This is a genomic window from Rheinheimera sp. D18, assembly GCF_004345025.1.
GTDB classification, from domain to species: domain Bacteria; phylum Pseudomonadota; class Gammaproteobacteria; order Enterobacterales; family Alteromonadaceae; genus Alishewanella; species Alishewanella metallidurans.
Window position 1 is genome coordinate 1,879,746 of the sequence record NZ_CP037745.1, and the last position, 24,490, is coordinate 1,904,235.

The window sequence follows — 24,490 nt, forward strand, 5'->3', positions numbered from 1 at the left end:
AAACAAAAAATCATTTATTAACAATAGCTTACAGCCTTACTCTGTATTGGGTAAAATGTAAGTGTAAAAAATACCTACAGTTATTGAGTGGCTATATAACGCCCAGGCGATAATATGTTGTCGGTATCGAAGGTGTTTTTTAATAGCTGTAGCACATTTTCATACTCTAACGAGCTGTATTCAGACATAAATTGCGTCATATTTATATCTAGTCGATAGGGGAAAAAACCCTCTTTTAATAACTGCTCGTACAATTGGCGACGGCATGCCAGCGCTTTGCTATCCCAATCGATGCCATCATTTGATTGGCGGTTAAAACCGATACTAATTACGGCGTCTAAGCAACGTTCATTTAGTAAAGTGAAGGTTATTCCAGCTTCAAAACCAAACGAGGTTAAAACCCTGCTTACTATGGTTTCGATATTACGTGCGCATTGGCCATCAGCGGGAGCGACCACGGCACACCAAATTAGCCCGACGCCATCTTGGTCAAGCTTAAAATCGTTATCTGGTAATGTCGGCATCCGCCAGTAAGCACTAGCCAGAAAGTTATCGCTAGGCTTGCCTTGCATCATCATATGTACAGGTTTAAGCACGGCTAGCACTCTGGCCATATCTCGGCGTAATAACTTTGACAGCAGCCATTGATATTTTTCAATTAAACTCAACAAAGTATCGCTAATAAAATTAAGTTGTGTTTTTTTAAAGCGCCGACAATGTGTTTTCAACGCAGCTTTGGCCAACTTTATCTGCCCCTTTGTGCCATACAGAGCACCAGAGACGTTCCAGCGTCCGACTTGCCATTGATTTTTTAAGCGGCTTAATTCTTGCTCAGGTAATGGATATATCTGCTTTGCGGCTACGTCAGCAGGAAACTGCTGCAACCCTGGCAATACTCTAAACGCATTGGCGATATGCGGTAAGCTGGTTAGATAGCCTTGACGTTTTAATTGGCATAGGCTTTCAACTAGCTGTTCAAGGATGTCTTGCTCAGTTGAAATATAAAATGCCAAAAAACACTCTGGCTTGGGCATTAACCATAGTGTAATGCTTAGCACTATGCCCAAATTCGATTGAAAAAATAACCCGTCTAACGCTGGGCCTATACCGGCCTGATAAACACCCGCAGCTTTAGCGTCATTAAAGCGATGCAAGCCCGTTTTAATAACCTGCCCACTAGCCAACATTACTTCAATACCACACACGTACTTAACATGTTCACCGTAAGCAGTATGTCCAAACCCTCGCTCCACTGTGTTACCCACTACACTGCAACTTGCACTAGAACCGGTGCAATCCATCCAATGTTTGTCACCTTGCTCAAGTAAAAACTGCGCCAGCTCAGCCTGAGTAACGCCCGCCTCTACAGTTACAACACCCTGCTTTTTATCATAATTAGTTATTCGCTTTAGGCGACTAAGATTAACAATAACGCTATCTGAACTTACTGGCACCTGTGAGCCATAACCCCAGTTTTTTCCTGAGCTAATGGTATACAGCTGTTGCTTATATTGCTTGGCTATATTTAAACACGCGGCGAGCTGATCGCGCTCTGGATAAAGTACTGCCAGTACGCTAGATGTCGTAGCAAAGGTAGCGGTTTCAGCTTTACGTATACTCGGTGTATCAATCACTACTTGCTCAGCAGCAAGCAGTTGCTGCCATGCAGCTAGCGCAGCATTAAACTGGGAACAGGTCATAGGAAGCTCTCGATATTGATTAGGAAAACCGCAAACCCCAAGTAAATTTAAAGAATTTTCGTTTTAACCGGCGAGCCTGCTCGTTTGGGTACAATTCACGTTCTATAGATTCGAGTAACTTAATATAACCCTCAGATAAATTTTCTCTGAACATCTCAGGATTTATATAGTACGCCGCTCTCTTGCCATGGTACTCAACAGGTGGCCCAAGTTGTTTAAATACAATACCAACAAAGGTAAGGCTTCTTGCTAGCCGTGGCTCCATCATTACAAAACAATGTTTTTTATTATTATGTAATGCCATTAATGCCGCCGACAAATACAAGCAAATAGCGATATAAGGAAAACAACGCAACTCGCGTTCAGAAAAAAGCACTTCATTAATAGCGCCAGTTGCCGCGCCCTGAAATTGGTCAAGTTTTCTGCGTCGGAAAGTTTCGGGCACCGCTAAACGCGAGATTTCACAAATTTCATTTCGAGGAAACGATGCAGGAGTAATATCAGGATCAGTTATTGCGTGCATACAGTGCACTTCTATTGGTAACTGATCGGTATCTTGCTCAGCAGTAATTAACCTTACTGTACCAGCAACCCTATTTGTTGTGACATGGCGAATTAAGCTATGAAAAGAGTGGCTATCAAATTCATCTTGTTCAAGTCGATTGGTATTTTCGTCTTCAAAATGTAACTCTTCACAATAAACTTGGTGGCGAATATTAAATACTTCGGCTTTAAGTTCATTATTACTCGCCAATTCTGTGCGCAAAAATTGTGAAAAGTGATTCGCTATTGAGCTCGCATCACTACTAGCAAGATGAGATATTGTCTTGTTTACAAGGTGTTTTAGCACAGGTACTTTTTGCATGAACTTAAGATATTTCATCTTTCACCTGCGATGCTGTGCCGAATAGATGCGTCTATATTCTGAAAAATAACCAACTGAGTTAACGTTAGCACAAGATTTCCTTTTCTGTGGCTGCCATTACAACTTTATATAACGCGATTGCAACGTTTAGTGTTTTAATCTCAATGTTAAATGTATAACGCTATCGCCTTAAAATTGCTAGCTCTAACCAAGGTAAGTCGCTAGTGGTTGAATATTCCCAGCCAAATTTACGAGCCGGACGCACTTGCCAGTAGAGTTTATTATCATTTAGTTTGTTTGACTTGCTTTTACACGGTTCCAGTAGCGACAAAAACACTGTTTTTTCGTGCTTTGATATCGTGTCAGAAACATACAAGGCTTTACCTAGGAGCGCGGCGACGTCACAACTGTGCTGAACATCATTCCATGGATTAATATCCTCCATTTGCTTATTGTCAAACACCACGAGATATTTTGGTAGATACTGACCAGAAAACTTATTTTTGCCAACGTAAGTGCCATGCTCGACGATAAAGCGGCCAAATTGTTGTAACAGTTGTATCGCAGTTTTTGAATCCGTTATTTGGCTGTATCGCCAGATTGGGTCGGCAAGCAATGCCAACATCCACGGTGAACATACTGCAGATTGATCAGCCCCACCTTCGTGAGATTTAAAACTGTGTTGCGGACAGCCGCGTTGCGGCCAATTAGCCTCAGGTTGCATGGTCATTTTTAGTGTCGCTGCTAAAATAGTTTCAACACGTTGTTGCGCAGCTTTATCTTCTGTTAACTCATAATAGGTGAGTGCGGCTTCAAGCGCAGCAGCTTGGTTACGCTCGGTCCAAAAGCCTTGGCCTGAATAACTTGGTTTCCAATTTAATGACGCAGTGTAAATGCGACCAATTGCGTCTTTAGCCTCGGTATTACCCGTTAATTGATAATAGTAAAATAGCCCTCTGGGCATTGAGTATTTAATATCTTTATTTTCGATAAGAGAAAAATAGCCGTCATCGTTAAGGTGCGCAATATAGTATTGACTAGCATTAATTGCTTGCGCTCGCCATTTTTTGTTACCGGTTAATAAGTACAGCTGGAACAGTGCCCTTGGCCTGTCATACAAATATTGGCTGGCTTTATCCGGTGCAATATTATCTGCGGCAAGTAGCTCTGCATTGGTAATATAATTCGCGTAGCGCACCATAGGCTCTACATACCAAGCAGTGTCAACTTTGCCAGCAACATGCTCAGGCCCCCATAATCTCGGCTCAGCCTGAACTTTAGGCACCATCAAATAACTACAACAAACTAGGATACATATTATATAACGCATGTTAGTTGCTCCATCTAACCAACACCGGCCGATGATCGGCACCTGGTAAGTTAAGCACTTCAGCACTTAAAGGGGAAAGTGCGCCCCGATACAACTGGTGGTCAATACGAATACCATGCCAACGGGTGAATTTTGTATATTTCACCACATGCTGTGATTTTTCTGATAATGCATTACCTAGCATAGAAAAATACTGCTGATAAATTGGCGACAACACCGGCATGTTAAAGTCACCGGCAATAATAAATGGCAAGGTTTCAGCTTGCGCCCACTCACTAATTATCGTTGCCTGTAATGCTCGGTCTTGCTGTAAAATGCGCATTGCTGCGCTATTTGGCCCTAATTTTAATACTGATTCTAACGCTGAGCGCGGCGTTTCAAAATGCACATTAGCGATTAAAAAGCTGTTATCGGCCAAGCTAATGCGATAAAACTGAGCAAAGTTACCATAACCTTGAAAAATATTGCGTGATACGGCCATCTCAATCTCAAAAGGTAGTTTGCTTGCAATGCATAGTCCAGCTTCGCAATGCTTTTGCCAGCTTTTTATTGGCAATGCTTTAAGCTTTTCTGGTTTCGCCTCTTGAAATAATGCTATAGAAACATTGTGTTGCTCTAATAGCCGAGCCAAACTTTCAGCGTCACTCATATTTCCTAAGTTCGCTGATAATGTAATTAGATTTGCGGGGTGTTTGGTGTTTTGCGACGGCCAACTGAAATCAAGCAGCTTTAGGCAGATTATTAACACCGGCGCTAACATCAAAAACTGCCATAACCCAACCGAGCGCCAACCTATAACCCACGGTATAAGTAGCCCGAAACACCACCACGCAGGTCCATAGAGTAATAACAATTTAAGCCATTCAAGCCAGAGCCATTGCGGCCAATAAGCAATACCGGCAATAGATAAAGCAATAGCAAGCGATAATAACCTAAGCCAGTGCCAGTAATATGGTGTGCTAGCGCGCACGATATAGCTCTTGATAACAAGTGGCCGTGCGCTCTAAAGAATAATACTCAGCTACCCATTCTCTAGCTTGCAAACCAAACTTAGCCAAGAGTTGCGGTTCATCAATGGCGTTAGTAATTAAATCAGCTAACGCCGAAATATCGTTATATTCATACAGCCAGCCGGTTTGTTCGGGTTTTACTAACACGGGGTTGCCACCAACGTTAGTGGCAATAACTGGCTTGCCATAGGCCATAGCCTCTAAAATCACCATAGATAAACCCTCAGTACTAGAGGTAACCACTAGAGCATCGATATGTGGATAAATATTTTCTCTATTTATCTCTACACCGTGAAAGACCGTTTTTGCTTTGACATGTTGCTCGGCGTAAGTTTCAAGCTCGACCCGCAGTTCTCCATCGCCAAAAAAATGTAGCTCAACTTGCTGTTGCCGGGTTTTACTTAACTGCGCCACTGCTTTTAGTAAACTAATTTGGCCTTTTAAGCCAACCATGCGACCAACCGAACCAAGCTTTAATATACTATTGTTGTTACTAAAAACCTCGTTTGCTAATGGCAGCACTACCCCGTTATCAATAACTAAATGCGGTACATTGTGCCAAGCATGGTAGCCAAAATTTTGTTTCGCTTCTGCTGAAACAAAGGTGACATAATTAATAAAGTGACGAGCAATGCGATGCACGATTACCCAGTGTAGTTTATCTAGTAGCAACGCACCATGCCGGGTATAAATAAGCCGCTTGTGGCGTAAAAAAAACAAATGAAAAACTAAGCTTTTTAGTACTGCGGGCGAGTGAATATGAATGACGTCAAAACCGGATAACAACGCCAGCCGGCGCTTTTGCTCCTGCCAACTTTTGCCTTTTATAACGGTGAGTGGGATCTGTTTAGTATCACAAACATCCACTAACGTATCCTGCACGCTGCCAAAGGATAAAATAGCCGGAGTAATATGTTGCGCTAATTGCTCTTGACACAAATCAATAACAAATCGTTCGGCACCACCAACATTTAAACTACTAACTATGTGAACTACCGACAACTTAGCGGTACTCGACATATCAATTCCTTCTGATATCGACGTTTTTTCAGAATTATACAATTTACTAGCCTGTATGCTAGACTTTGTGAAATATAGTTTTAAATTTATTTACATTCATCACTATACTAGGGAGAGTATAAGGTGAGAAGTCGCGGCGATTTGCGCATTATGGAAGTTGTACAGAGTTTGGGGAAAGGTGGTCGTACGGTAAGGTTTTACGATACCGTGAATGCGCTTAGTCAATCAGGCTACCAGGTTATTGCTGTTTGTTTTAGCCCATTTGAAACACACCCGTCTGCCACAGAAAATGTGTATATTAAAAGAGGCAAAGGTAAAAGCGTTGCATTAATTTGGCAACTGGTTAAATTAATTCGTAAATATAACATCGACATAGTCCATGCACACTGCGAATCTAGCCAATTATATGCGGGATTAGCGGCAAAACTGTGCCGAATACCTGCAGTAGGTACATTTCATCGCTCTAGGCTTGAATGTTACAACCCGTCCCTTTGTAATAGCTTTATCAACTTTGCACTATCACACTCAATTGCCGTCTCTGAAGACCGCTTAAAGCGCCTGACTAACACTATGGGGTTACCAGAGAATCGGTGTAGTGTCGTTTATGGTGGTACTGCTTTTCTATCTATTCCACCTCGCAACAAAGCGCAAGCCAGAGCTGAGCTCAATATAGCTGACGAAGGTAAAATATTACTTAGCATTGGTCATTTAGGCGAAATTAAAGGGCATCAAGATACGTTACGTGCGCTTGCATTACTAAATCGGTCGAATGTTTTTCTTTATATAGCAGGCACAGGTAGTGAGCAAGAACGTGTTAAATTAATAGAGCTTAGCGCTCGGCTGAACCTAGAAAAGCAGGTGACGTTTCTTGGCCAAATAACCGATAGCGCGCAGTGGCTTGACGCCTGTGATATTTTTGTTCAACCCTCTCACGAAGAAGCTTTTGGTTTAGTATTTATTGAAGCTGGTGCTAGGCGAAAACCTGTCGTTGCTACCCATGTTGGTGGAATTAAAGAAATTATACAGCACGGCGAAACGGGGTTGTTAGTGCAACCAGCATCGCCACAGCAACTGGCTGATAATTTAACTAGGCTACTCGATAATGAACAGTTATGTCAGAATATGGCTGACGCCGGCTACATTCGTGTACAGCAAATATTCTCTATTCGGGCAATGACTGACAGCTATCAGGCTATTTTTAATCAACTTTTGCAAAAAGAAGGATCTTAATCATGTTGCAAGCCCGTGTTACTGTAGTAATAAGCCCTCGTGACCGCTACTCGGGTATTATCGAATGTATTGAAAATCTTTATCTGTGCACACCTGAACCCTTTGTTTTAAAGGTATTAGATCTTGGTTACCCTGCACACCTTAAAAGCCAGCTCTATTCACTTCTTCGCAATAAATCTAACGCAGAAGTAATAGAACTAGGTTTGATTATTCCTATGGACGCGCTTAATCAGGTACGCGACAGTATAACCACACCTTATACCATGCTGTTAGATAATGACTCTAATGTTACACCCAATTGGTTAGAGCCTCTTATCGACACAGCAGAATCAACAGGTGCAGCGGTTGTTAACCCATTAACGTTAGAGAAAGAAGGCGTTGATGAAGGTGCATTACTGCGCAATCATTTATACACTAACGCAGTGCAACTAGTTGATGTAAATGGTAAAGACTATATCATTGAGCATAAGTCTTATCGACGTGCCTTGCCTAATGATATTCCCCAGCAAGTTGCACCAAGCGATATGTTTGAATTACACGGCGTGTTATTTCTAACTAAAGCCCTGCAACAAATAGAACTCCCCTCAATGGTTATTCGTGAGCATATCGATATTGGTATTCAACTACGTCAGCTAGGTTATAAAATATTAAGCCAACCCAAATCGGTTATTATTTTTGATAACTTAGGCACCCGCATGAGTTGGTTCGATATTCGTTTTTTCTTTTTCCGTTGGAACTCATCATTAACTTATAACTCATCACGGCTTTTCGAGCAGCGTTGGCACTACAACTTTTATGCGGAACAAGCGATGTATCATTGGGTGTTTCGTCGTAAAGTATTTTTACTTTGCCGTTGGTTACACATACCCATTTCGTTAAGTAACAAAGTGGTAAGATTAGTCGCTAAAGTTAAAACACTATTCAAGCCGGTTTGGAACCCACTATCAAACCCCGATGCAACGGCGCGCCCTGCTGCAATTGAGCAATTTAACCGTCAAGTACAGAGTTAATAAACCTATGCGATTATTTAGTTATGCTTTAACGCTGTACGCGCTAGTAGTAGGCCATTCGGTTATGGCCGTTAATTTACCCGAGCATATAAAAAACATTAAACCCTCTATTGTTGCGATAGGTTTGATGAACCCTACGGCATCACCGCGTATTCAACTACTCGGTACGGGTTTTGTGGTGGGTAACGGCAAGCAGGTCGCTACTAATTTCCATGTTGTTGCCAAGCGCGCCGACACCACTAAGCTAGAACAATATGTTGTGTTATCAGGCCAAGGTGAAAAAATTGAAGTACATCCGGTATTACAAACTAGCGAAGACATAGCCCACGATATCGCCCTACTTTCTATTGAAAAAGCTTTACCAGCGTTACGTTTAGCACAAGGCGCAATGCTAGCTGAAGGCAGCACTATTAGCTTCACCGGTTATCCTATAACGTCAATACTTGGGCTTTATCCAGCAACGCATCAAGGTATTATTGCTGCCCATACACCGGTTGTTATTCCAGCTCAAAATTCCAAAGAATTACAAACACGAACCATACGAGCATTAAAAGAGCCCTATTTAGTATACCAACTTGATGCTACGGCTTATCCGGGTAATAGCGGTAGCCCTTTGTTTTCGCTAGACGATGGCAAAGTGATAGCTATTATCAATCGAGTGCATGTTAAATCGACTAAGGAAGCGGTGCTGTCTAACCCTAGCGGTATTACCTATGCAATTCCGGTTAATTATTTACAAATATTATTAGAGAGCAGTAATAAATCTTGAACGAAAATAGCGTTGATTTGGTATTAAATATAAGCGCTATCGGCTTTGGTTTAGCCATATGCTGTTACTTGTTTTTATTTTTGTTGTTATTAACTGACAAGGCAGCAAACAGAACTAAGAGCTTATTACTTACTTTTGCCACGGCTCAAGTTGTTTGGGCGGCATTTTACTTATTTTTTAGCAATCAACCCTTTATTAGTGCTAACTCGGTTGTTATTGAATCGGTACGTCATGCTGTGTTGCTGTTATTGCTGTTTTCTTGTCTAAGCAACAGCAATAAGCATTGGCGGCCATTTTTAAGCCAAACTCCGGTGAAATTAATGCTACTTGGCATATTCATTTGGGTTGGCGTAAACATTTTTATTTCGCTCGATAGCAGCGTTACGTTTAGTATTAATTTATTGCTTTGTATCGGCCAACTAGCATTGCTTGAGGCACTGTATCGCCAAGCTGGTCGCTTTGTCTGGCAGTTTAAACCGCTCGTACTTGGGCTGGGTTCACTAATACTGTACGACTTTATTCTGCTGGCTGAAGCGGCCCTATTTAGTCGGATTGATCCAGAACTTTGGGCCGCTCGCGGCTATATCGCCGTATTAGTATTACCGTTATTAGTTATCGCTATTCGCCGTATTCGTTCCTGGGAAATTAACGTTTATGTGTCCAGAGAGATTGTTGTAAACAGCACCATCGTTTTACTGGCCGGTATTTATCTTAGTGCGCTTGCTTTAGCTGGTTTTTCGATCAAGTTATTTGATCTTAGTTGGAGTGGTTTAATACAGGCGGTATTTGTTGCGGCTGGTTTTTTGCTGCTTGGTGTAGTTGCGCTATCAGGTAAAATACGCCGTAAATTTAAGGTGTATATTGAAAAAAACTTTTACGCTAATAAGTTTGATTACCGCAGCAAATGGTTAAACCTTAGTCAATATTTAAAATCAATAAAATTACAACAAGATATTGATTATAAATCGTATTTAACAGCATGGCTTAGTGCTACCGGCTATCAACGTGGTGCATTAGTTAGGGTGTTTACGCCAGAGCAATTACAACCTCTTGCCTATATTCACCGAGAAGCGGTTAACCCAGACGAACTGAGTTTACTAACCCAATACTGCCTAAGCTATATTCGACCAGGTTGGATCACTGACTTGTCGGATACCAATGATAGCTTCGTGCAATTTAAAGCTAATAAGCTAATCGATGGCCATCTTATTATCCCCATTTATGACGAGCAGCAGTTATGGGGCTTGTGTATTATTAATACTCCTAACTCTGAGCGCTTAAAGCTTAACTGGGAACTAAGAGATTACCTCACCATTATCACTGAGCAAATAGGTAGCCATTTGCTACTAACTCAGGCGAGTAAAGCGTTAAGTGAAAATGCGCAATTTGCGGCTTTTAGTAGAATGTCAGCGTTTGTGGTACACGATTTAAAAAATGTAAAAGCGCAATTAGATTTACTGCTAAATAATAGTAAAAAGCATATGCAAAACCCTGAGTTTATTGCCGATAGTTTTGACACGCTGGCAGCGATGCAACAACGGCTTGGTAATATGCTATTACAATTAACGGATAAACGTACAGACACCAACACTAGCAGTCGGTTTTCTGCAGCTGATGAGCTAGAGCAGGTTATTACGCTAAAATGTGCAGTAAAGGCGCCAGTACCCACATTACAAATTAAACAAAACGGCATCTTGTCGCTAGATAAAGAACGCTTTAGTAGTGTGCTTTATCATCTAATTGACAACGCGCAACATGCAACGCCCGACAGCGGCTCAGTATCTATCACGGTAGATGTAACCGACGATACGTTATGCCCAATGCTATGTATTAGTATCGCTGACACCGGTTGCGGTATGAGTGAAGGGTTTATTCGCCAACGGCTATTTAAACCCTTTGACACCACTAAGGGTAACTCTGGAATGGGTATAGGTGCTTATGATGCACTGCAGTTTGCCCAACAGCATCAGGGGCAGCTTATTGTTACTAGTATTGAAGGAGCAGGTAGTTGTTTTATATTAAAACTACCTATAGCTACGTCAAGCAATTAGCGCTGCCAGTGTTATAAAACAGGCGGCGTTAATTCATTTTAGCTACCCGATATACTTTGTTTAGCTAGGCTTTTTAATTGTTCGCCTGTAAGCCGATTAATGCGCCAATCATCTAGCATTACCGCGCCTTGTGCCTGATAAAAATCAATGGCGCTTTGGTTCCAATCAAGTACTGACCACTCTAACCTACCGCAGCCCCGCTCTACTGCTAACTTTGCAAGATAACTGAGTAACGCTTTACCTAAACCTTTACCACGGTATTCTGGGGCAACAAATAAATCCTCTAGGTAAATACCCGGTTTTGCTAAAAACGTTGAGTAGTTATGAAAAAACAAGGCAAAACCTGCCGCTTGCTGCTGATATTCTGCAATCAGTACTTCTGCATAAGGTTTTTCACTAAACAGCGTATTGGTTAGCGTTTCTTCGGTTGCGATTACTTGATCTGTTAGTTTTTCATACTCAGCTAAACCCTGAATAAAAGCCAATATTTTTGGTATATCCTTAAGCTCAGCTAAGCGTATTTTAATATTATGTGACATAAGGTTTCCTTAAAATAAACACGCCGGCGGTGTATTTAACCCAGCCGGCGTTTAACAAAAGCAGTTTATTTAAACTACTTCAGCTGATGTTATACCCATAGCTTCTAATGTACCGGCTTTAAAGCTATCAACACTAATCGCGTTAAAACGTAGTTTATTCATTTTGGTTAATTGCTCTGCTTCTGCGACGTTAATAACCTCAGCAGCTAAAGCTTGCTCGATGGTTTGCAACAAAGGCTGCTTGCGTGGCAAGGTGCCAGCGCGCTGCGCTTGGTAAATTTTCTTCATTAATGGCTGAGCAGCATACATAGCAATAAACGCATTTTCCATTAAACCGGTTGGGTCTTGCTCGTCTTCGCCGATATAACATAAATGAGTAATACGGTCGCGCACTACGCCAGGTTTAGATAATGCTTCACAAATTTGTACGGCAATAGCGTCATTTGGCATTTTATAACCAATACCAAATGGGAATACCAAGCTGCGTAATAACCTTGCTACTACACGATTAGGGAAGTTGACAAAGAAGCCATCAAACGCGCGGCCTATTTCAAATAACGCACGCTGTAAGTTGTAATGAACAAACGGTAAATCACCTTGCTGACGGCCATTGTCTTCGTAAAACTTCAATACCGCTGAAGCAATATACAGCTGGCTTAATACATCGGCCAAGCGTGCTGACAACATCTCTCGACGTTTTAATTCTCCGCCCAAAATCAGCATTGAAAAGTCTGCACTTAATGCCAACGCTCGGCTCATTCGGCTTAACTGTTTATAGTATTTTGCTGTTTCACCTGATACTGGTGCAGAGTTAAACGCCCCTGCGGTTAACCCCTGCCATAACGCGCCAAAAGTATTACCTAGTGCAAAACCTATATGTTTTAACAATAAACTGTCGAACTGCTTTAAACCTTGTTCAGCATCTGGATTAGCCGCCGCTTCAAGCTCTGCCAATACATAAGGATGACACCGGGTTGCACCCTGACCAAAAATCATCAGGTTACGGGTTAGAATATTGGCACCTTCTACCGTAATCGAAATAGGAATACCCATATAACCATGCGCTAGGTAATTTTTCGGCCCACATTGAATGGCTTTACCGGCGTGAATATCAAAGGCGTCATTCATTAACGTACGCGACATTTCTGTCATATGGTATTTGGCAATGGCGGTTACGACACTTGGGCTAAGTTTCATATCAATAGCACCTGCGGTCATTACCCGCATCGCTTCTAAGCCGTAGGTTAAACCACCAATACGAGCTAAAGCCTCTTGCACACCTTCAAACTTGCCAATTGACATACCAAATTGCTGTCGCACATAACCGTAAGCACCTGTCATACGCGTGGCGATATGGCCGGTTGCAGTGGCCAATGCCGGCAAACTAATGCCGCGCCCAGCAGATAAACACTCTACCAGCATACGCCAACCACGACCGGCATACTCTGGCCCACCAATAATCCAATCTAGCGGAATAAATACGCCTTTACCGTAGGTCGTGCCGTTCATAAATGCCATATTCATTGGGAAATGCCGATCACCAATTTCAACACCCTCATGGCTCGTTGGGATCAGCGCACAGGTAATGCCTAATTCGTCTTTGTCACCTAACAAATGCTCAGGATCGTATAGTTTAAAGGCTAAACCAAGTACCGTAGCCACAGGGGCTAAGGTGATATAACGCTTATCCCAGTTAAGCCGAATACCCAGCACTTCTTTGCCGTCATGTATACCATTGCATACCACACCCGTGTCGGGAATACTGCCAGCATCAGAACCAGCTTCAGGGCCCGTTAGCGCAAAACACGGTACGTCAGTACCATTAGCTAAAGTGGGTAACCACTGATCTTTTTGTGCTTGCGTACCATAGTGCATTAATAGCTCACCAGGGCCTAACGAATTCGGCACCATTATAGTAACCGCGGCAGTTAAGCTACGCGTGGCAATACGTGACACTATGGTTGAGTTGGCAATAGCCGAAAACTCTCTACCGCCATAAGCTTTAGGAATAATCATCGCAAAGAAGCCTTCGCGTTTGATAAAATCCCATACCTCTTTGGGTAAATCGCGCTGCTCTTGCACAATTTTATAGTCATCTAACATTTTTAGCAGCGTTTCTACTTGGTTATCCATAAACGCTTGCTCGGTAGAGTTTAACTCTGCCTTAGGAAAGCTATGCAACTTATGCCAGTCTGGCTTGCCCTGAAACAAATCACCATCCCACCAAACATCCCCCGCCTCCATTGCTTCGCGTTCAGTATCTGATAGCGGCGGCAGTATCTTTTTAAATACCGCAAAAATAGGTTTAGTAATTAAACTGCGGCGAATATCCGCCACACCAAAAATTATCGCAAGGGCAACGACTAAGATTAATAGCACTAACATATTACCTTCCTTCACTCGCCAACATAGGCGCGGTTTGACTGATATGAGCAACTTGGGGTATAGGTGCAGCTATCGCTGCAGACAAATACGGTAACAAGCGTAAAATTACGCCTTCAATATCTACTTTTTCATTAAAATCAGCTTTAGCAATTTCGGCTAATGCTTCGTTAGATGCCATGGTAAACACCACAGTACCGAGTGAAAAATGTAAGCGCCAGAACAGTTCACTGGCCGGTAAATCTGGGCAAGCTTGTTGTACTAGCTGTACTAGCTTATCTAACACTCGGCCATAGTTTTGGTTGAAAAACCAACGCAAATGTCCTTGTACATCGGTATACCCTCTGCCTAATAGCTGCAAAAATATACGAGTACCATTTTGATGCACCTTATTTAACTCGAGTAACGGTTTAACAAATACTGATAACACCTGAGCTAAACTATTGGGCTGACGTGTAGCCAGCAAACGGGTAAATTCTTGATCTAACCTTGGCATTAACACTAATAAATAGCGTTGCAACACCGCTTGGATCAGCTCTTTTTTTGAACCGAAATGGTAATTAACCGATGCTAAATTCACTTCGGCCAAGCTAGTAATTTGCCGCAGCGATGTGTCATTAAAGCCGGTTTCGGCAAATAAATTTTGCGCCGCATCAAGAATTTTATGTTGGGTACTGTGTTTACTTGCCATATTCAAACCATCAATTTAAACACCTGTTTGAAATGTACGTTTGAATTAAAACACTGTCAAGTAGCAAACCGCAATCTGGTCGTACCTGAGGCGCTTTTATGACGATAATTGTATTTAGCCAGATCAACACAGCGATATATGCCGCTTTTCTATAGTTACGTTACCTTGTATTGCACCGCTATATGCTTAAACTAATGCTTAACACCTTACCGTTTTTAAGGAGCCATTATTGTCTGCAATAAAAACTAAACCTGCCGATTTAAAACTTGGTTATGCTATTAAGTTACCCAGCGGTTGGTTAAAACATCCTTTTTTATCCGCTAATATGGTCATTGAAAACATGCAACAGCTGCAGATAATTCGTTCATTAAACTTAGAATATGTACTGTTTTATCCTGATAAAAGTAAAAAAGTTGATATGCCTAATGAGCTTAGTGATGATGAAGCTGCCAGTTTCAATATGGCCGCCAGTGAAGCTCAGGTTAAAATGCAGCAAGAAAAAATGCAGCGTATCGAGCAAGCTAAAGCTAATCGCCGTGACATTCAGCGTACAGAAAAGGCATATGCCCAATCATTATTGCAGGTAAGAAGCGTGATGAGTAAGGTGCAAAGTCGGCCACTGAATGCAATTAACGATGCTACTAGCTTAATTAGTGCTATGACGGATATTTTACTTGGTTCTAATTCAGTAGTTCTGCATTTAATTGCTGCACCAAATAAAGAACAAGAAGGCCTATATTACCATTCTCTTAACGTCGCCACGTTATCAATGATGTTAGCAAAAAATCTTAATATGTCAGCCGAACAAATTAAAACTGTAGGCTTAGGTGCGTTATTTCATGATATTGGCAAACTAAAAATACCTTCGCAAATACTTAGAAAGGTATCAGCACTAACACCGCCTGAGCAAAACCTGCTAAAAATGCATACTAAATATGGTTTAGATTTAGTGGGTTTAACTGACAACTTCCCACTAGATGCATGGCCCATTATTGAACAACACCATGAATATATAGACGGCAGCGGTTACCCTAAGGCATTAAAAGAACACAGTATTGATCCACTAGCTAAACTTGTTGCGATAGTAAATGAATTTGATAACCTATGTCATCCTTGCGATACCAGTAAAGCTCGTTCGCCGCACAATGCCTTAGCTTATATGTACCGCAGCTTGAACGGCAAACTAGCAGAACGCGAAATGCGGGTAATGATTAAAATGATGGGCATTTATCCGCCCGGCACCATCGTTTATCTATCTGATAAAAGATTGGCTATTGTTATGTCTGTAAATAGCAGCAACCTACTCTGCCCTAACGTATTAATATATGACGCCGATGTACCTAGGCTTGAAGCACCTATTATCGCCTTAGAGCTAGACAAACTTCGCATCAGTAAGGTGGTTAGTCTGCAGGCTTTACCACCGCATGTCGCGGCCTATCTTAACCCAAGAGCTCAGATTAACTATCATATTCAGGGTAAGCCTTAACTAACAAAAACAGGGTTGCAGCCTAGTAGACTGTAACCCTGTATCACCGGCTTATGTAAGCCGTATTAATAATGGCTTAACCTATTTTAGGTGCGTATCAAAAAACCGCGTAATACTTTTATGTAAATGCGTTTGCACCGGTTGACCAAACATCGAGTGTTTGCTGCCAGGGTAATCAATCATATCAAACAATAAGCCTTTATCTTGCAGCTGCTTATACAACTTCGTGCTGTGGGTGAATAACACGTTGTCATCTGCCATGCCGTGATAAATCAATAAATTACCTTTTAAACCATCAGCATAAGGAAATACTGCGCTATCAATATAACCTTGAGCATTGTCTGCTGGGTGTCCAAGATAACGTTCAGTATAGTGCGTGTCATACAGTGCCCAATCCGTTACTGGCGCACCAGATACACCAGCAGTAAAGTAATCGCCGGCTTTAAACATGGCCATTATGGTCATATAGCCGCCGTAGCTGTGGCCATAAATACCAATATGTTTAGCATCGACATAAGGCAAGCTACGCAAATATTCTACGCCTTTTATTTGGTCGGCTATTTCAACAATGCCCAATTTCTTATAAATAGGATCTTCAAAGGCTTTACCGCGATTATAAGACCCACGGTTGTCTAGCTGAAATACCATATAACCTTGCTGCACTAAGTAGTGCAAATACAAATCGCGTGGACTCCAACTGTTGGTAACGCGCTGGGCGTGTGGGCCACCATAAACACTAACAATAACCGGATAGTGTTTACCGGCTTCAATGTTTGTCGGTTCAAACATCCGGTAATGCATTAGTTGGCCATCTTCAGCTTGCAAGGTACCAAACCGTGGTGCGTTTAATTCGCTATGATACGGCGTTAGTGCGTGGTTTTTATCTAAGGTGTTTTGCTCAAGCCAAGTTAATACTTTGCCATTAAGTGCACGCAGCGCCACTTTATTAGGTGTAGTAACATTAGAAAAGCTATCTATAAAACTGCTACCATCTTTTGCCATCACCAAAGCGTGATCAAAGCCGGTTTCACTTAAGCGCGTAATATCCCCACCGTTTAAGCTAACTTTATACAAATGGCGCTCTAGCGGCGTATCTTTACGGCCAGTAAAATACAGCATACCTTGCTGTTCATTTACCGCATCAAGCTCATCAACTACCCAGTTACCTGAGGTTAATTGGCGCTGCAACTTTCCGTTAAAATCGAAATAATACAGATGCTTATAGCCATCACGTTCAGACGCCCAAATAAAGCCTGCTTCATTTTTTAAAAAATGCAGATCATCATGCAAATTCAACCAGGTATTACTGGTTTCGGTGAGCAGTACTTTTTGTTGGTTATTACTTAAATCAACTAAACGTAATTCTAACTGCTGTTGGTTGCGGCTTTGCCACTGATAGCTTAAATAGCGCGAGTTTTTAGTCCAATCTACGCGCGGTATGTAAATGTCGTTATTATCACCGTGCGGCAACCACGTAACATTGCCATCAGCTAAACTTACTACACCCAATTCTACTTTGGCATTGGCGCTACCGGTATACGGATAACGCTGGTTAAATAGCTTTATTTCATCGGCGTAAATTTCATTACGCACTACTTCAGCTACTTGGCTTTCATCAGAACGAATAAAGGCAATTTTACTATCATCTGGGGCCCACCAATAGCCGGTCATACGGCCCATTTCTTCTTGAGCAACGAACTCTGCCATGCCGTTTTTAATTACGCCGGCACCGTCCGTGGTTAACTGGGTTTCTTTACCGCTGGCAATATCTAAAACAAATAGGTTTTGCTTACGAATAAAGGCGACTGAACGTCCACTGGGTGAGATAGTAGCATCAGTTTCAAACTCGGCAGTATTGGTCAGTTTTTTCGCTTTTTTACCTTTTAGTTGGTAATAATATAAATCGCCGTTTAACGGAAATAACAATGCATCACTATTTTTTGCCCAGCTATAACTAATAATACCCGAAGCAAATAAACGCATGCGTTCACGGCGAGCTTTTTCTTCGTCAGATAATACTTCGTCCCCCGTTACTAAGCTGTCAGCATCAACTAATAAACGATGCTTAGCCTCTTTAATATGGTATTCCCATAAATCTAGCCGATTCGCATCGGTGGCTTTACCCTTTAAGTACGTTACTCTGCTGCCGTCAGGTGCCATAGTTAATGAACGCGGTGTTGCGCCGCTTAACGCAGGATCAGCAAATAGACGTTCTAATTCAAGTTGTTTGGCCTCTGCCACTACGCTTGCTCCCATTAATAAGCACACTACCAGTAAATACCGTGGTATTTTAATTCGCATATTGTATCCCTGTTATTACTTGCTAGTTAAACGTCAACGTTTTTATAACGCTTCACAACAAACTGCAAGTAAAAGCCGATTGCGGTATGCTTAGTTGCGTTAAACAGAGGATTTTAACTATGGCAATACATCAGCTTACCCACCCACTGGTAAAACACAAAATTGGCTTACTGCGCGCTGCCGATATTAGTACTAAACAATTTCGTCAATTAGCCTCAGAACTAGGTAGCCTACTCACTTACGAAGCCACCCAAGATTTAGCTACCGAAACGGTAACCATTAACAGCTGGAATGGTTCTATAGCTATTGAGCAAATACAAGGTAAAAAAGTAACCATAGTGCCTATACTGCGCGCCGGTTTAGGTATGCTTGATGGTGTATTAGAGTTACTGCCTAGCGCGCGTATTAGCGTAGTAGGCATATATCGCGATGAAACCACATTACAACCCGTACCTTATTTTCAAAAACTCGCGGCTAATTTAGACCAGCGCTTAGCTATCGTAATCGACCCAATGTTGGCTACCGGCGGTTCAATGATTGCTACCTTAGACTTATTGAAAAAACAGGGCGCCAAACATATTAAAGCCTTAGTACTAGTAGCCGCACCTGAAGGCATTGCCGCATTACAACTCGCCCACCCAGACGTCGACCTATATGCTGGAGCAATAGATCTTGGCTTAAATGAACACGGCTATATTTTACCTGGGCTGGGTGATGCTGGTGATAAACTATTTGGCACAAAATAATATAAGGAGTACAACGTGCAGTTAGTTCCATGGTCTTACGACACGTCATATGGCTTTACCTTACGTGGCTATCGCACTGAAGATAGCGGGAAACCCCTGCTACATATGCTGCACGGTAATGGCTTTTGTAGCCGCATGTATCAGCCTATGTTGCAAATACTTGCCGAGGATTTTGAGCTGTTTTTATCTGACGCACAAGGCCACGGCGATAGCGATCACGGCGGCGTTTTTGTTGGTTGGAACACCAGTGCTGATCTTGCGGCTCAAGCCTTTATAGCTCATCGCTCCTGGTATAAAACAGATCAAGTATATGCCGTTGGCCATAGCTTTGGCGGCGTACTAACAGCACTAATTCACACCGCAGCACCTAGCCCATTTCAAGGCGCTATTTTACTCGATCCGGTAATATTCACACCAACCATGCTCACCGTTATGCAAACCTTAAATGGCGTTAAATTATACGACAAAAACCCACTGGCCAAGGCTGCACTTCGCCGGCGTCAACACTGGCCAGATCGCGATAGTGCGCTGCAATACTTTACCAATCGTGGTATGTTTGCCAATTGGCACCCCGACGCCCTAGCCGCTTATATTGATCATGCCTTAAAACCCAGTGAGCAAGGCTTAAGTTTAAAATGCCGCCCCGAGCGCGAAGCCGATATCTTTTCTTCTTATCCAAACAAACTTTGGCAACAATTAGCCAAGCCTTGCCCGCCGGTTAAGGTTATTTATGGTAGTAATAGCTATGACTTTGTTGCTAAATCTCTTAGTAAATGGCAAAAGCTTAATAGCGCAGTTAATGTAGATGTTGTCAGTGGTGGCCACTGCTTTATGCAAGAACAGCCGGAACGTGCGGCACAGCAGATAAAACATGCGATAAAGACGTATATTCATCGCTGAAATAGCTGTTAAAGCTACAGCAAAATTCCGCTATAATAGCGAAAATTTTAACCTGGGACTTCAGATGAAAAAGCGTTTCCTTGTTACCGTCATGCTGCTATCCGCGTGCAGCCAGTTGCCAACTGAACGCAAAGTAGAAGTTGACACCTTACATGTTCCAGTAAAGAGCACTGTCCCTGCAGCCACATCAAATGTGCCTGAGGAAATTATCATTGAAAATGATGCGACTGCAGAATCATTAGCAACTGATTTTGAACATGTTTTTGTAGATACCGATATGACCTTTAGCGGCACCTTGCCTTGCGCCGACTGTCCTGGTATTACCTACCACCTCAACCTGTTTCGCGATGGCCGCTTTGCGGTGCGTCAAGAATACATTGATCGTAACCAAGTCAGTATTGTTAGAGGTATTTGGCTGTTAGAAAAGCGCAGCCTGCATTTAGTTAATCAACAACAAACCTTACCGGCGTTTCATTTTTTATCTAACCGTCAGTTAGCTATGCTGGATCTAAGCGGTAAAGCTATAACAAACGAAAATTACCAGCTACAACGTGAAACCGAGTTTAGAAAGCTCGACACACGCCAAGCCATGCTTGGACTTTATTCATTAAGTAATAATGAAGCCAGCTTTACTAGCTGTAGTAGTGGTGAAACCTTAGCGGTTGCGAACACCCAGCATCACTTGCCGGTAATGCGCCAATATCAACAAGACGAGCGTCTTAATGGTAATAGCGTTATTGCGACCTTAGTAGGTCGTCGCGGCCAAGATGAGCAAACTAACACCTTGTTTATCGATAAATTCGAGCAGTTTTGGCCAAGTGCAGTATGCCCGGATCAAGTGCAACCGGGTAAATTACAAGGCGTGGTTTGGCGGGCAGAAAAGCTAGCAAATCGTTATATTCCACAACAACTAAATATACGGGTTATTTTTGAAAAAAATGACCGCTTATATGGTTTTGCCGGCTGTAATAATTTTAATGCTAATTACAAACAGCGTTCTAGCCAGCTTAATGTTGAACAACTGATCAGCACACGTAAGTTTTGCGCTGATAGCAGTGAGTTAGAAAATAAGTTTACCCAATCGTTGCAATCAGCAGACCGGGTTGAAGTAAACGGTGACACCTTGCAATTATTTCAAAATAATAAATTAATCCTGCAATTTAAGCCGGCAATTAATTAACCTGTCGTTTAATTAGCACCTGCTTTCAGTTGGTGCTAATTGCACGCATAAAAAAAGCCACCCGAAGGTGGCTTTTTAGCATTGCGTAAATTACGCCGCTATTGCTTGTTTCGCTTTTTCAACTAGAGCAGTAAATGCCACTTTGTCGAATACTGCGATGTCCGCTAAAATCTTACGATCGATTTCTACTGAAGCTTTTCTTAAGCCATCAATAAAACGACTGTATGATAAACCGTTCATGCGTGATGCAGCGTTAATACGTGCGATCCACAATTGACGGAACTGACGCTTACGTTGACGACGGTCACGGTAAGCATATTGGCCAGCTTTAATTACAGCTTGAAAAGCAACACGATAAACACGACTGCGGGCACCGTAGTAACCTTTAGCCTGTTTTAAAACCTTCTTATGGCGCGCGCGCGCCGTAACACCACGTTTAACTCTTGGCATGTCAGACTCCTAATTTATTATGCGTATGGCATGCAACGGGCGATACCCGCGATGTCAACTTTTGCCACTAAGGTTTTTGGACCTAACTGACGCTTACGCTTAGAAGACTTCTTCGTCAAAATGTGGCGAAGGTGTGATTGCTTACGTTTAAAGCCACCTGAACCCGTTTTTTTGAAACGTTTCGCGGCACCTTTATTGGTTTTCATCTTTGGCATAGTTAAAAACTCGCATTGTTAAGTTACAACATGTAGTAATGCGTTAACCCCAACCTTTACAGTATGAGGTTACACTTTAAAGCGCTTACTACTTCTTATTTGGGGCCAGCATCATGATCATCTGGCGACCTTCCACCCGTGAAGGGAAAGATTCGCACACAGCAATGTCAGATAAGTCTTCTTTAATTCGACTTAGCATTTCAATGCCTATCTCAGTATGCGCCATTTCACGACCACGATAGCGTAGCGTTACTTTAGCTTTGTCACCCTCTTCAATGAAGCGACGCAGGTTGCGTAGTTTTACCTGGTAATCGCCCTCATCAGTTCCAGGCCGGAATTTTATTTCCTTAATCTGGATCTGTTTTTGCTTCTTCTTTTGCTCTTTTAAAGCTTTACCTTTTTCGAACAGAAACTTACCGTAGTCCATCAACTTACAAACTGGTGGTTCGGCCGTTGGGCTAATTTCTACTAAATCGCCGCCACATTCTTCAGCCAAACGAATGGCTTCGGCAATGCTTACTACACCTAGCTGCTCACCTTCCATACCAAGTAATCGCACTTCAGGCAGATTAATCTCTTCATTTATCCGATTAGGACGGTTGGCCGGTAATGTTTTCTTTCCTACTTTAATAGTATGTTCCTCCGAAATTATTATTTGCTTAACCGGTTTAAACTCTAGCTTTTGTTTCTGCTGTTACCTTAGCAATAAAGGCATCAACTGACATCTTACCTAAGTCTTCACCTTTGCGCGTTCTCAGTGCTATATCACCGGCTTCCATTTCTTTGTCACCTACAACAACAAGGTAAGGAATGCGCTTAAGCGTGTGCTCGCGAATTTTAAAGCCTATCTTCTCATTTCTCAAGTCACTTATTACTCTAATACCGTGAGATTTGAAAGTTTTTGCTAAATTTTGTACATATTCGGCCTGATTATCGGTAATGTTCATTACCACCACCTGATTTGGTGCTAACCACGTTGGAAATTGACCGGCATATTGTTCAATTAAAATACCGATAAAACGTTCTAGCGAACCTAAAATAGCACGGTGGATCATTACCGGAATTTGCCGCTCACCACTTTCGGCTATATAAGAAGCACCTAGTCGAGCAGGCATCGAGAAATCAAGTTGTACTGTACCACATTGCCAAGCACGCTCTAAGCAATCGTACAAAGTAAATTCAATTTTCGGGCCGTAAAACGCGCCTTCGCCGTGTAAGTATTCAAACTCAATACCTTTTGCTTGCAATACTTCGGCTAAAGCTTTTTCTGATTTATCCCAAATCTCGTCCGAACCAACACGTTTCTCTGGGCGAGTAGATAGTTTCACCACGATATTTTCAAAACCGAAGGTTTTATAGGTTTCATAAACCATATCAATACAGCCGCCAACTTCTGCCGCTATTTGCTCTTCGGTACAAAAAATATGCGCATCATCTTGGGTAAAGCCGCGTACGCGCATTAAACCGTGCAATGAGCCCGAAGGTTCGTTACGGTGGCAACAGCCAAACTCCGCCATACGCAGCGGTAAATCACGGTATGATTTTAAGCCCTGATTAAAAATTTGTACGTGCCCTGGGCAGTTCATCGGCTTAATAGCGTATTCACGCTTTTCCGACTCAGTGGTAAACATGCTATCGGCAAATTTATCCCAGTGACCTGACTTTTCCCATAACGTGCGGTCCATCATTAATGGGCCTTTTACTTCGTCGTAATCAAAGCTACGCAGTTTTTCACGTACAAAACGTTCTAACTCAGTAAAAATAGTCCAGCCGTCGTTATGCCAAAATACCATGCCTGGCGCTTCTTCTTGCCAGTGAAATAGGTTTAACGCTTTACCAATTTTACGGTGGTCACGTTTTTCGGCTTCTTCTAACTGCAGCAAATAACCGGCTAATTGTTTTTTATCAGCCCATGCTGTGCCATATACGCGCTGTAACATTTTGTTTTTTGAATCGCCACGCCAGTATGCGCCAGCTACCTTCATTATTTTAAAATGCTGGCAAAACCGCATGTTAGGCACGTGTGGGCCGCGGCACATATCAATGTATTCTTCGTGATGGTACAAACCAGGTTGATCATCTTTGGCGACGTTTTGCTCTAAGATTTCCATCTTGTAGCTTTCGCCGCGGGCTTTAAAGGTATCAAAGGCTTCTTGCCAACTGACTTTTTTCTTTATAACGTCATATTCGGTTTTCGCCAGCAATTGCATGCGCTCTTCTAACGCGGCTAAATCATCATTCGTAATTGGGCGGTCTAAATCAACGTCGTAGTAAAAGCCTTTATCAATAACCGGGCCTATCGCCATTTTTACATGTGGCCAAAGCTGTTTAATGGCATGACCTAATAAGTGCGCGCAAGAGTGGCGAATAATCTCTAACCCTTCTTGGTCTTTCGCCGTAACGATACTTAAGCTTGCATCGCCGGTGATCATTTCGCAGGCATCAACTAACTGGCCGTTTATCTTACCGGCAATGGTCGCTTTAGCTAAACCGGGGCCGATATCTTTGGCAACATCTAATACGGAAACGGCATGTTCGAATGAACGCTGACTGCCATCAGGCAAAGTAATAACTGGCATGAAAATCCTTATACAGTGGTGGCCCAAACCAAGGGA

Annotated in this window: 21 protein-coding genes; 8 read left to right on the top strand and 13 right to left on the bottom strand. The window is 42.3% G+C overall.

Translation table 11 applies throughout. The features are described from left to right. Nucleotides 1-80 precede the first annotated feature (80 nt). The 5 genes from E0Z06_RS08875 to E0Z06_RS08895 all read right to left on the bottom strand — a co-directional run bounded on the left by E0Z06_RS08875 (nt 81) and on the right by E0Z06_RS08895 (nt 5,925). Nucleotides 81-1,700, bottom strand: coding sequence for an FAD-dependent oxidoreductase (locus E0Z06_RS08875; protein WP_132583857.1), 1,620 nt, complete (start codon nt 1,698-1,700; stop codon nt 81-83). A 19-nt stretch (nt 1,701-1,719) separates the two neighbouring features. Beyond that, on the bottom strand, nt 1,720-2,583 hold the full coding sequence (locus tag E0Z06_RS08880; RefSeq protein ID WP_132583859.1) for a PEP-CTERM/exosortase system-associated acyltransferase: 864 nt from the start codon (nt 2,581-2,583) through the stop codon (nt 1,720-1,722). A gap of 163 nt (nt 2,584-2,746) precedes the next feature. After that, nucleotides 2,747-3,895: a hypothetical protein gene (locus E0Z06_RS08885; protein WP_132583861.1), complete on the bottom strand. Its 1,149-nt coding sequence runs from the start codon at nt 3,893-3,895 to the stop codon at nt 2,747-2,749. A 1-nt stretch (nt 3,896) separates the two neighbouring features. Beyond that, nucleotides 3,897-4,655, bottom strand: a complete 759-nt coding sequence (locus E0Z06_RS08890; protein ID WP_279432812.1) for an endonuclease/exonuclease/phosphatase family protein — start codon at nt 4,653-4,655, stop codon at nt 3,897-3,899. Between the two features lie 199 nt (nt 4,656-4,854). Next, nucleotides 4,855-5,925: a glycosyltransferase family 4 protein gene (locus tag E0Z06_RS08895; protein WP_132583865.1), complete on the bottom strand. Its 1,071-nt coding sequence runs from the start codon at nt 5,923-5,925 to the stop codon at nt 4,855-4,857. A 123-nt stretch (nt 5,926-6,048) separates the two neighbouring features. On the opposite strand from E0Z06_RS08895, the gene E0Z06_RS08900 reads away from it, so the two are divergent. Genes E0Z06_RS08900 through prsK form a run of 4 tightly spaced genes read left to right on the top strand, consistent with a single transcriptional unit; the run spans nt 6,049 to nt 10,985 of the window. Continuing rightward, nucleotides 6,049-7,155, top strand: a complete 1,107-nt coding sequence (locus E0Z06_RS08900) for a glycosyltransferase family 4 protein (RefSeq protein WP_132583867.1) — start codon at nt 6,049-6,051, stop codon at nt 7,153-7,155. Between the two features lie 2 nt (nt 7,156-7,157). After that, nucleotides 7,158-8,165, top strand: coding sequence for a glycosyltransferase (locus E0Z06_RS08905; protein WP_132583869.1), 1,008 nt, complete (start codon nt 7,158-7,160; stop codon nt 8,163-8,165). A gap of 7 nt (nt 8,166-8,172) precedes the next feature. Then, the gene (locus E0Z06_RS08910; protein WP_243695480.1) at nt 8,173-8,934 is read left to right on the top strand and encodes a serine protease; all 762 of its coding nucleotides are present in this window, start codon (nt 8,173-8,175) and stop codon (nt 8,932-8,934) included. After that, nucleotides 8,931-10,985 carry an XrtA/PEP-CTERM system histidine kinase PrsK gene (prsK, locus tag E0Z06_RS08915; RefSeq protein WP_132583871.1) on the top strand — a complete coding sequence of 685 codons (2,055 nt, stop codon included), beginning with the start codon at nt 8,931-8,933 and terminating at the stop codon, nt 10,983-10,985. The genes E0Z06_RS08910 and prsK overlap by 4 nt, the downstream gene beginning before the upstream one ends. A gap of 38 nt (nt 10,986-11,023) precedes the next feature. Here prsK and E0Z06_RS08920 read toward each other — a convergent pair whose 3' ends face one another. The 3 genes from E0Z06_RS08920 to E0Z06_RS08930 form a co-directional block, all read right to left on the bottom strand. After that, a complete protein-coding gene (locus E0Z06_RS08920) occupies nt 11,024-11,524 on the bottom strand; it encodes a GNAT family N-acetyltransferase (RefSeq protein WP_132583873.1) in 501 nt (166 codons plus the stop codon). Nucleotides 11,525-11,593: 69 nt separating this feature from the next. After that, nucleotides 11,594-13,909 carry an acyl-CoA dehydrogenase gene (locus tag E0Z06_RS08925; protein WP_132583875.1) on the bottom strand — a complete coding sequence of 772 codons (2,316 nt, stop codon included), beginning with the start codon at nt 13,907-13,909 and terminating at the stop codon, nt 11,594-11,596. Nucleotide 13,910: 1 nt separating this feature from the next. Continuing rightward, nucleotides 13,911-14,597: a TetR/AcrR family transcriptional regulator gene (locus E0Z06_RS08930; RefSeq protein WP_132583877.1), complete on the bottom strand. Its 687-nt coding sequence runs from the start codon at nt 14,595-14,597 to the stop codon at nt 13,911-13,913. A gap of 229 nt (nt 14,598-14,826) precedes the next feature. Between E0Z06_RS08930 and E0Z06_RS08935 the strand changes: the two genes are divergently transcribed. Next, nucleotides 14,827-16,083 (top strand): HD-GYP domain-containing protein, encoded by a 1,257-nt coding sequence (locus E0Z06_RS08935; protein WP_132583879.1) that lies wholly within the window; start codon nt 14,827-14,829, stop codon nt 16,081-16,083. 81 nt (nt 16,084-16,164) lie between these two features. Here E0Z06_RS08935 and E0Z06_RS08940 read toward each other — a convergent pair whose 3' ends face one another. After that, nucleotides 16,165-18,384 carry a S9 family peptidase gene (locus E0Z06_RS08940; RefSeq protein ID WP_132583881.1) on the bottom strand — a complete coding sequence of 740 codons (2,220 nt, stop codon included), beginning with the start codon at nt 18,382-18,384 and terminating at the stop codon, nt 16,165-16,167. 119 nt (nt 18,385-18,503) lie between these two features. Here E0Z06_RS08940 and upp point away from each other — a divergent pair, with 119 nt between their 5' ends. From upp to E0Z06_RS08955, 3 genes are all read left to right on the top strand, one after another. Next, the gene (upp, locus tag E0Z06_RS08945; RefSeq protein WP_132583883.1) at nt 18,504-19,130 is read left to right on the top strand and encodes a uracil phosphoribosyltransferase; all 627 of its coding nucleotides are present in this window, start codon (nt 18,504-18,506) and stop codon (nt 19,128-19,130) included. 15 nt (nt 19,131-19,145) lie between these two features. Further along, the gene (locus E0Z06_RS08950; RefSeq protein WP_132583885.1) at nt 19,146-20,030 is read left to right on the top strand and encodes an alpha/beta hydrolase; all 885 of its coding nucleotides are present in this window, start codon (nt 19,146-19,148) and stop codon (nt 20,028-20,030) included. A gap of 64 nt (nt 20,031-20,094) precedes the next feature. Beyond that, nucleotides 20,095-21,210, top strand: a complete 1,116-nt coding sequence (locus tag E0Z06_RS08955) for an META domain-containing protein (protein WP_132583887.1) — start codon at nt 20,095-20,097, stop codon at nt 21,208-21,210. Nucleotides 21,211-21,300: 90 nt separating this feature from the next. Here the strand turns inward: E0Z06_RS08955 and rplT are convergent, their stop codons facing one another. From rplT to thrS, 4 genes are all read right to left on the bottom strand, one after another. After that, nucleotides 21,301-21,660, bottom strand: coding sequence for a 50S ribosomal protein L20 (gene rplT, locus E0Z06_RS08960; protein ID WP_132583889.1), 360 nt, complete (start codon nt 21,658-21,660; stop codon nt 21,301-21,303). Nucleotides 21,661-21,677: 17 nt separating this feature from the next. Then, a complete protein-coding gene (gene rpmI, locus E0Z06_RS08965; protein WP_132583891.1) occupies nt 21,678-21,875 on the bottom strand; it encodes a 50S ribosomal protein L35 in 198 nt (65 codons plus the stop codon). Between the two features lie 88 nt (nt 21,876-21,963). After that, nucleotides 21,964-22,506, bottom strand: coding sequence for a translation initiation factor IF-3 (gene infC / locus E0Z06_RS08970; protein WP_132583893.1), 543 nt, complete (start codon nt 22,504-22,506; stop codon nt 21,964-21,966). A gap of 37 nt (nt 22,507-22,543) precedes the next feature. After that, nucleotides 22,544-24,454, bottom strand: a complete 1,911-nt coding sequence (gene thrS / locus E0Z06_RS08975; RefSeq protein WP_132583895.1) for a threonine--tRNA ligase — start codon at nt 24,452-24,454, stop codon at nt 22,544-22,546. Nucleotides 24,455-24,490: the final 36 nt, after the last annotated feature.

What these genes read in the sequence shown, in the direction of transcription:
- E0Z06_RS08940 (WP_132583881.1), bottom strand. Translation starts at nt 18,384, where the DNA reads ATGCGAATTAAAATACCACGGTATTTACTGGTAGTGTGCTTATTAATG.
- E0Z06_RS08875 (WP_132583857.1), bottom strand. Translation starts at nt 1,700, where the DNA reads ATGACCTGTTCCCAGTTTAATGCTGCGCTAGCTGCATGGCAGCAACTG.
- E0Z06_RS08905 (WP_132583869.1), top strand. Translation starts at nt 7,158, where the DNA reads ATGTTGCAAGCCCGTGTTACTGTAGTAATAAGCCCTCGTGACCGCTAC.
- E0Z06_RS08885 (WP_132583861.1), bottom strand. Translation starts at nt 3,895, where the DNA reads ATGCGTTATATAATATGTATCCTAGTTTGTTGTAGTTATTTGATGGTG.
- E0Z06_RS08925 (WP_132583875.1), bottom strand. Translation starts at nt 13,909, where the DNA reads ATGTTAGTGCTATTAATCTTAGTCGTTGCCCTTGCGATAATTTTTGGT.
- E0Z06_RS08880 (WP_132583859.1), bottom strand. Translation starts at nt 2,583, where the DNA reads ATGAAATATCTTAAGTTCATGCAAAAAGTACCTGTGCTAAAACACCTT.
- rpmI (WP_132583891.1), bottom strand. Translation starts at nt 21,875, where the DNA reads ATGCCAAAGATGAAAACCAATAAAGGTGCCGCGAAACGTTTCAAAAAA.
- E0Z06_RS08890 (WP_279432812.1), bottom strand. Translation starts at nt 4,655, where the DNA reads ATGTTAGCGCCGGTGTTAATAATCTGCCTAAAGCTGCTTGATTTCAGT.
- E0Z06_RS08930 (WP_132583877.1), bottom strand. Translation starts at nt 14,597, where the DNA reads ATGGCAAGTAAACACAGTACCCAACATAAAATTCTTGATGCGGCGCAA.
- E0Z06_RS08920 (WP_132583873.1), bottom strand. Translation starts at nt 11,524, where the DNA reads ATGTCACATAATATTAAAATACGCTTAGCTGAGCTTAAGGATATACCA.
- E0Z06_RS08895 (WP_132583865.1), bottom strand. Translation starts at nt 5,925, where the DNA reads ATGTCGAGTACCGCTAAGTTGTCGGTAGTTCACATAGTTAGTAGTTTA.
- thrS (WP_132583895.1), bottom strand. Translation starts at nt 24,454, where the DNA reads ATGCCAGTTATTACTTTGCCTGATGGCAGTCAGCGTTCATTCGAACAT.
- E0Z06_RS08910 (WP_243695480.1), top strand. Translation starts at nt 8,173, where the DNA reads ATGCGATTATTTAGTTATGCTTTAACGCTGTACGCGCTAGTAGTAGGC.
- rplT (WP_132583889.1), bottom strand. Translation starts at nt 21,660, where the DNA reads ATGCCAAGAGTTAAACGTGGTGTTACGGCGCGCGCGCGCCATAAGAAG.
- E0Z06_RS08955 (WP_132583887.1), top strand. Translation starts at nt 20,095, where the DNA reads ATGAAAAAGCGTTTCCTTGTTACCGTCATGCTGCTATCCGCGTGCAGC.
- upp (WP_132583883.1), top strand. Translation starts at nt 18,504, where the DNA reads ATGGCAATACATCAGCTTACCCACCCACTGGTAAAACACAAAATTGGC.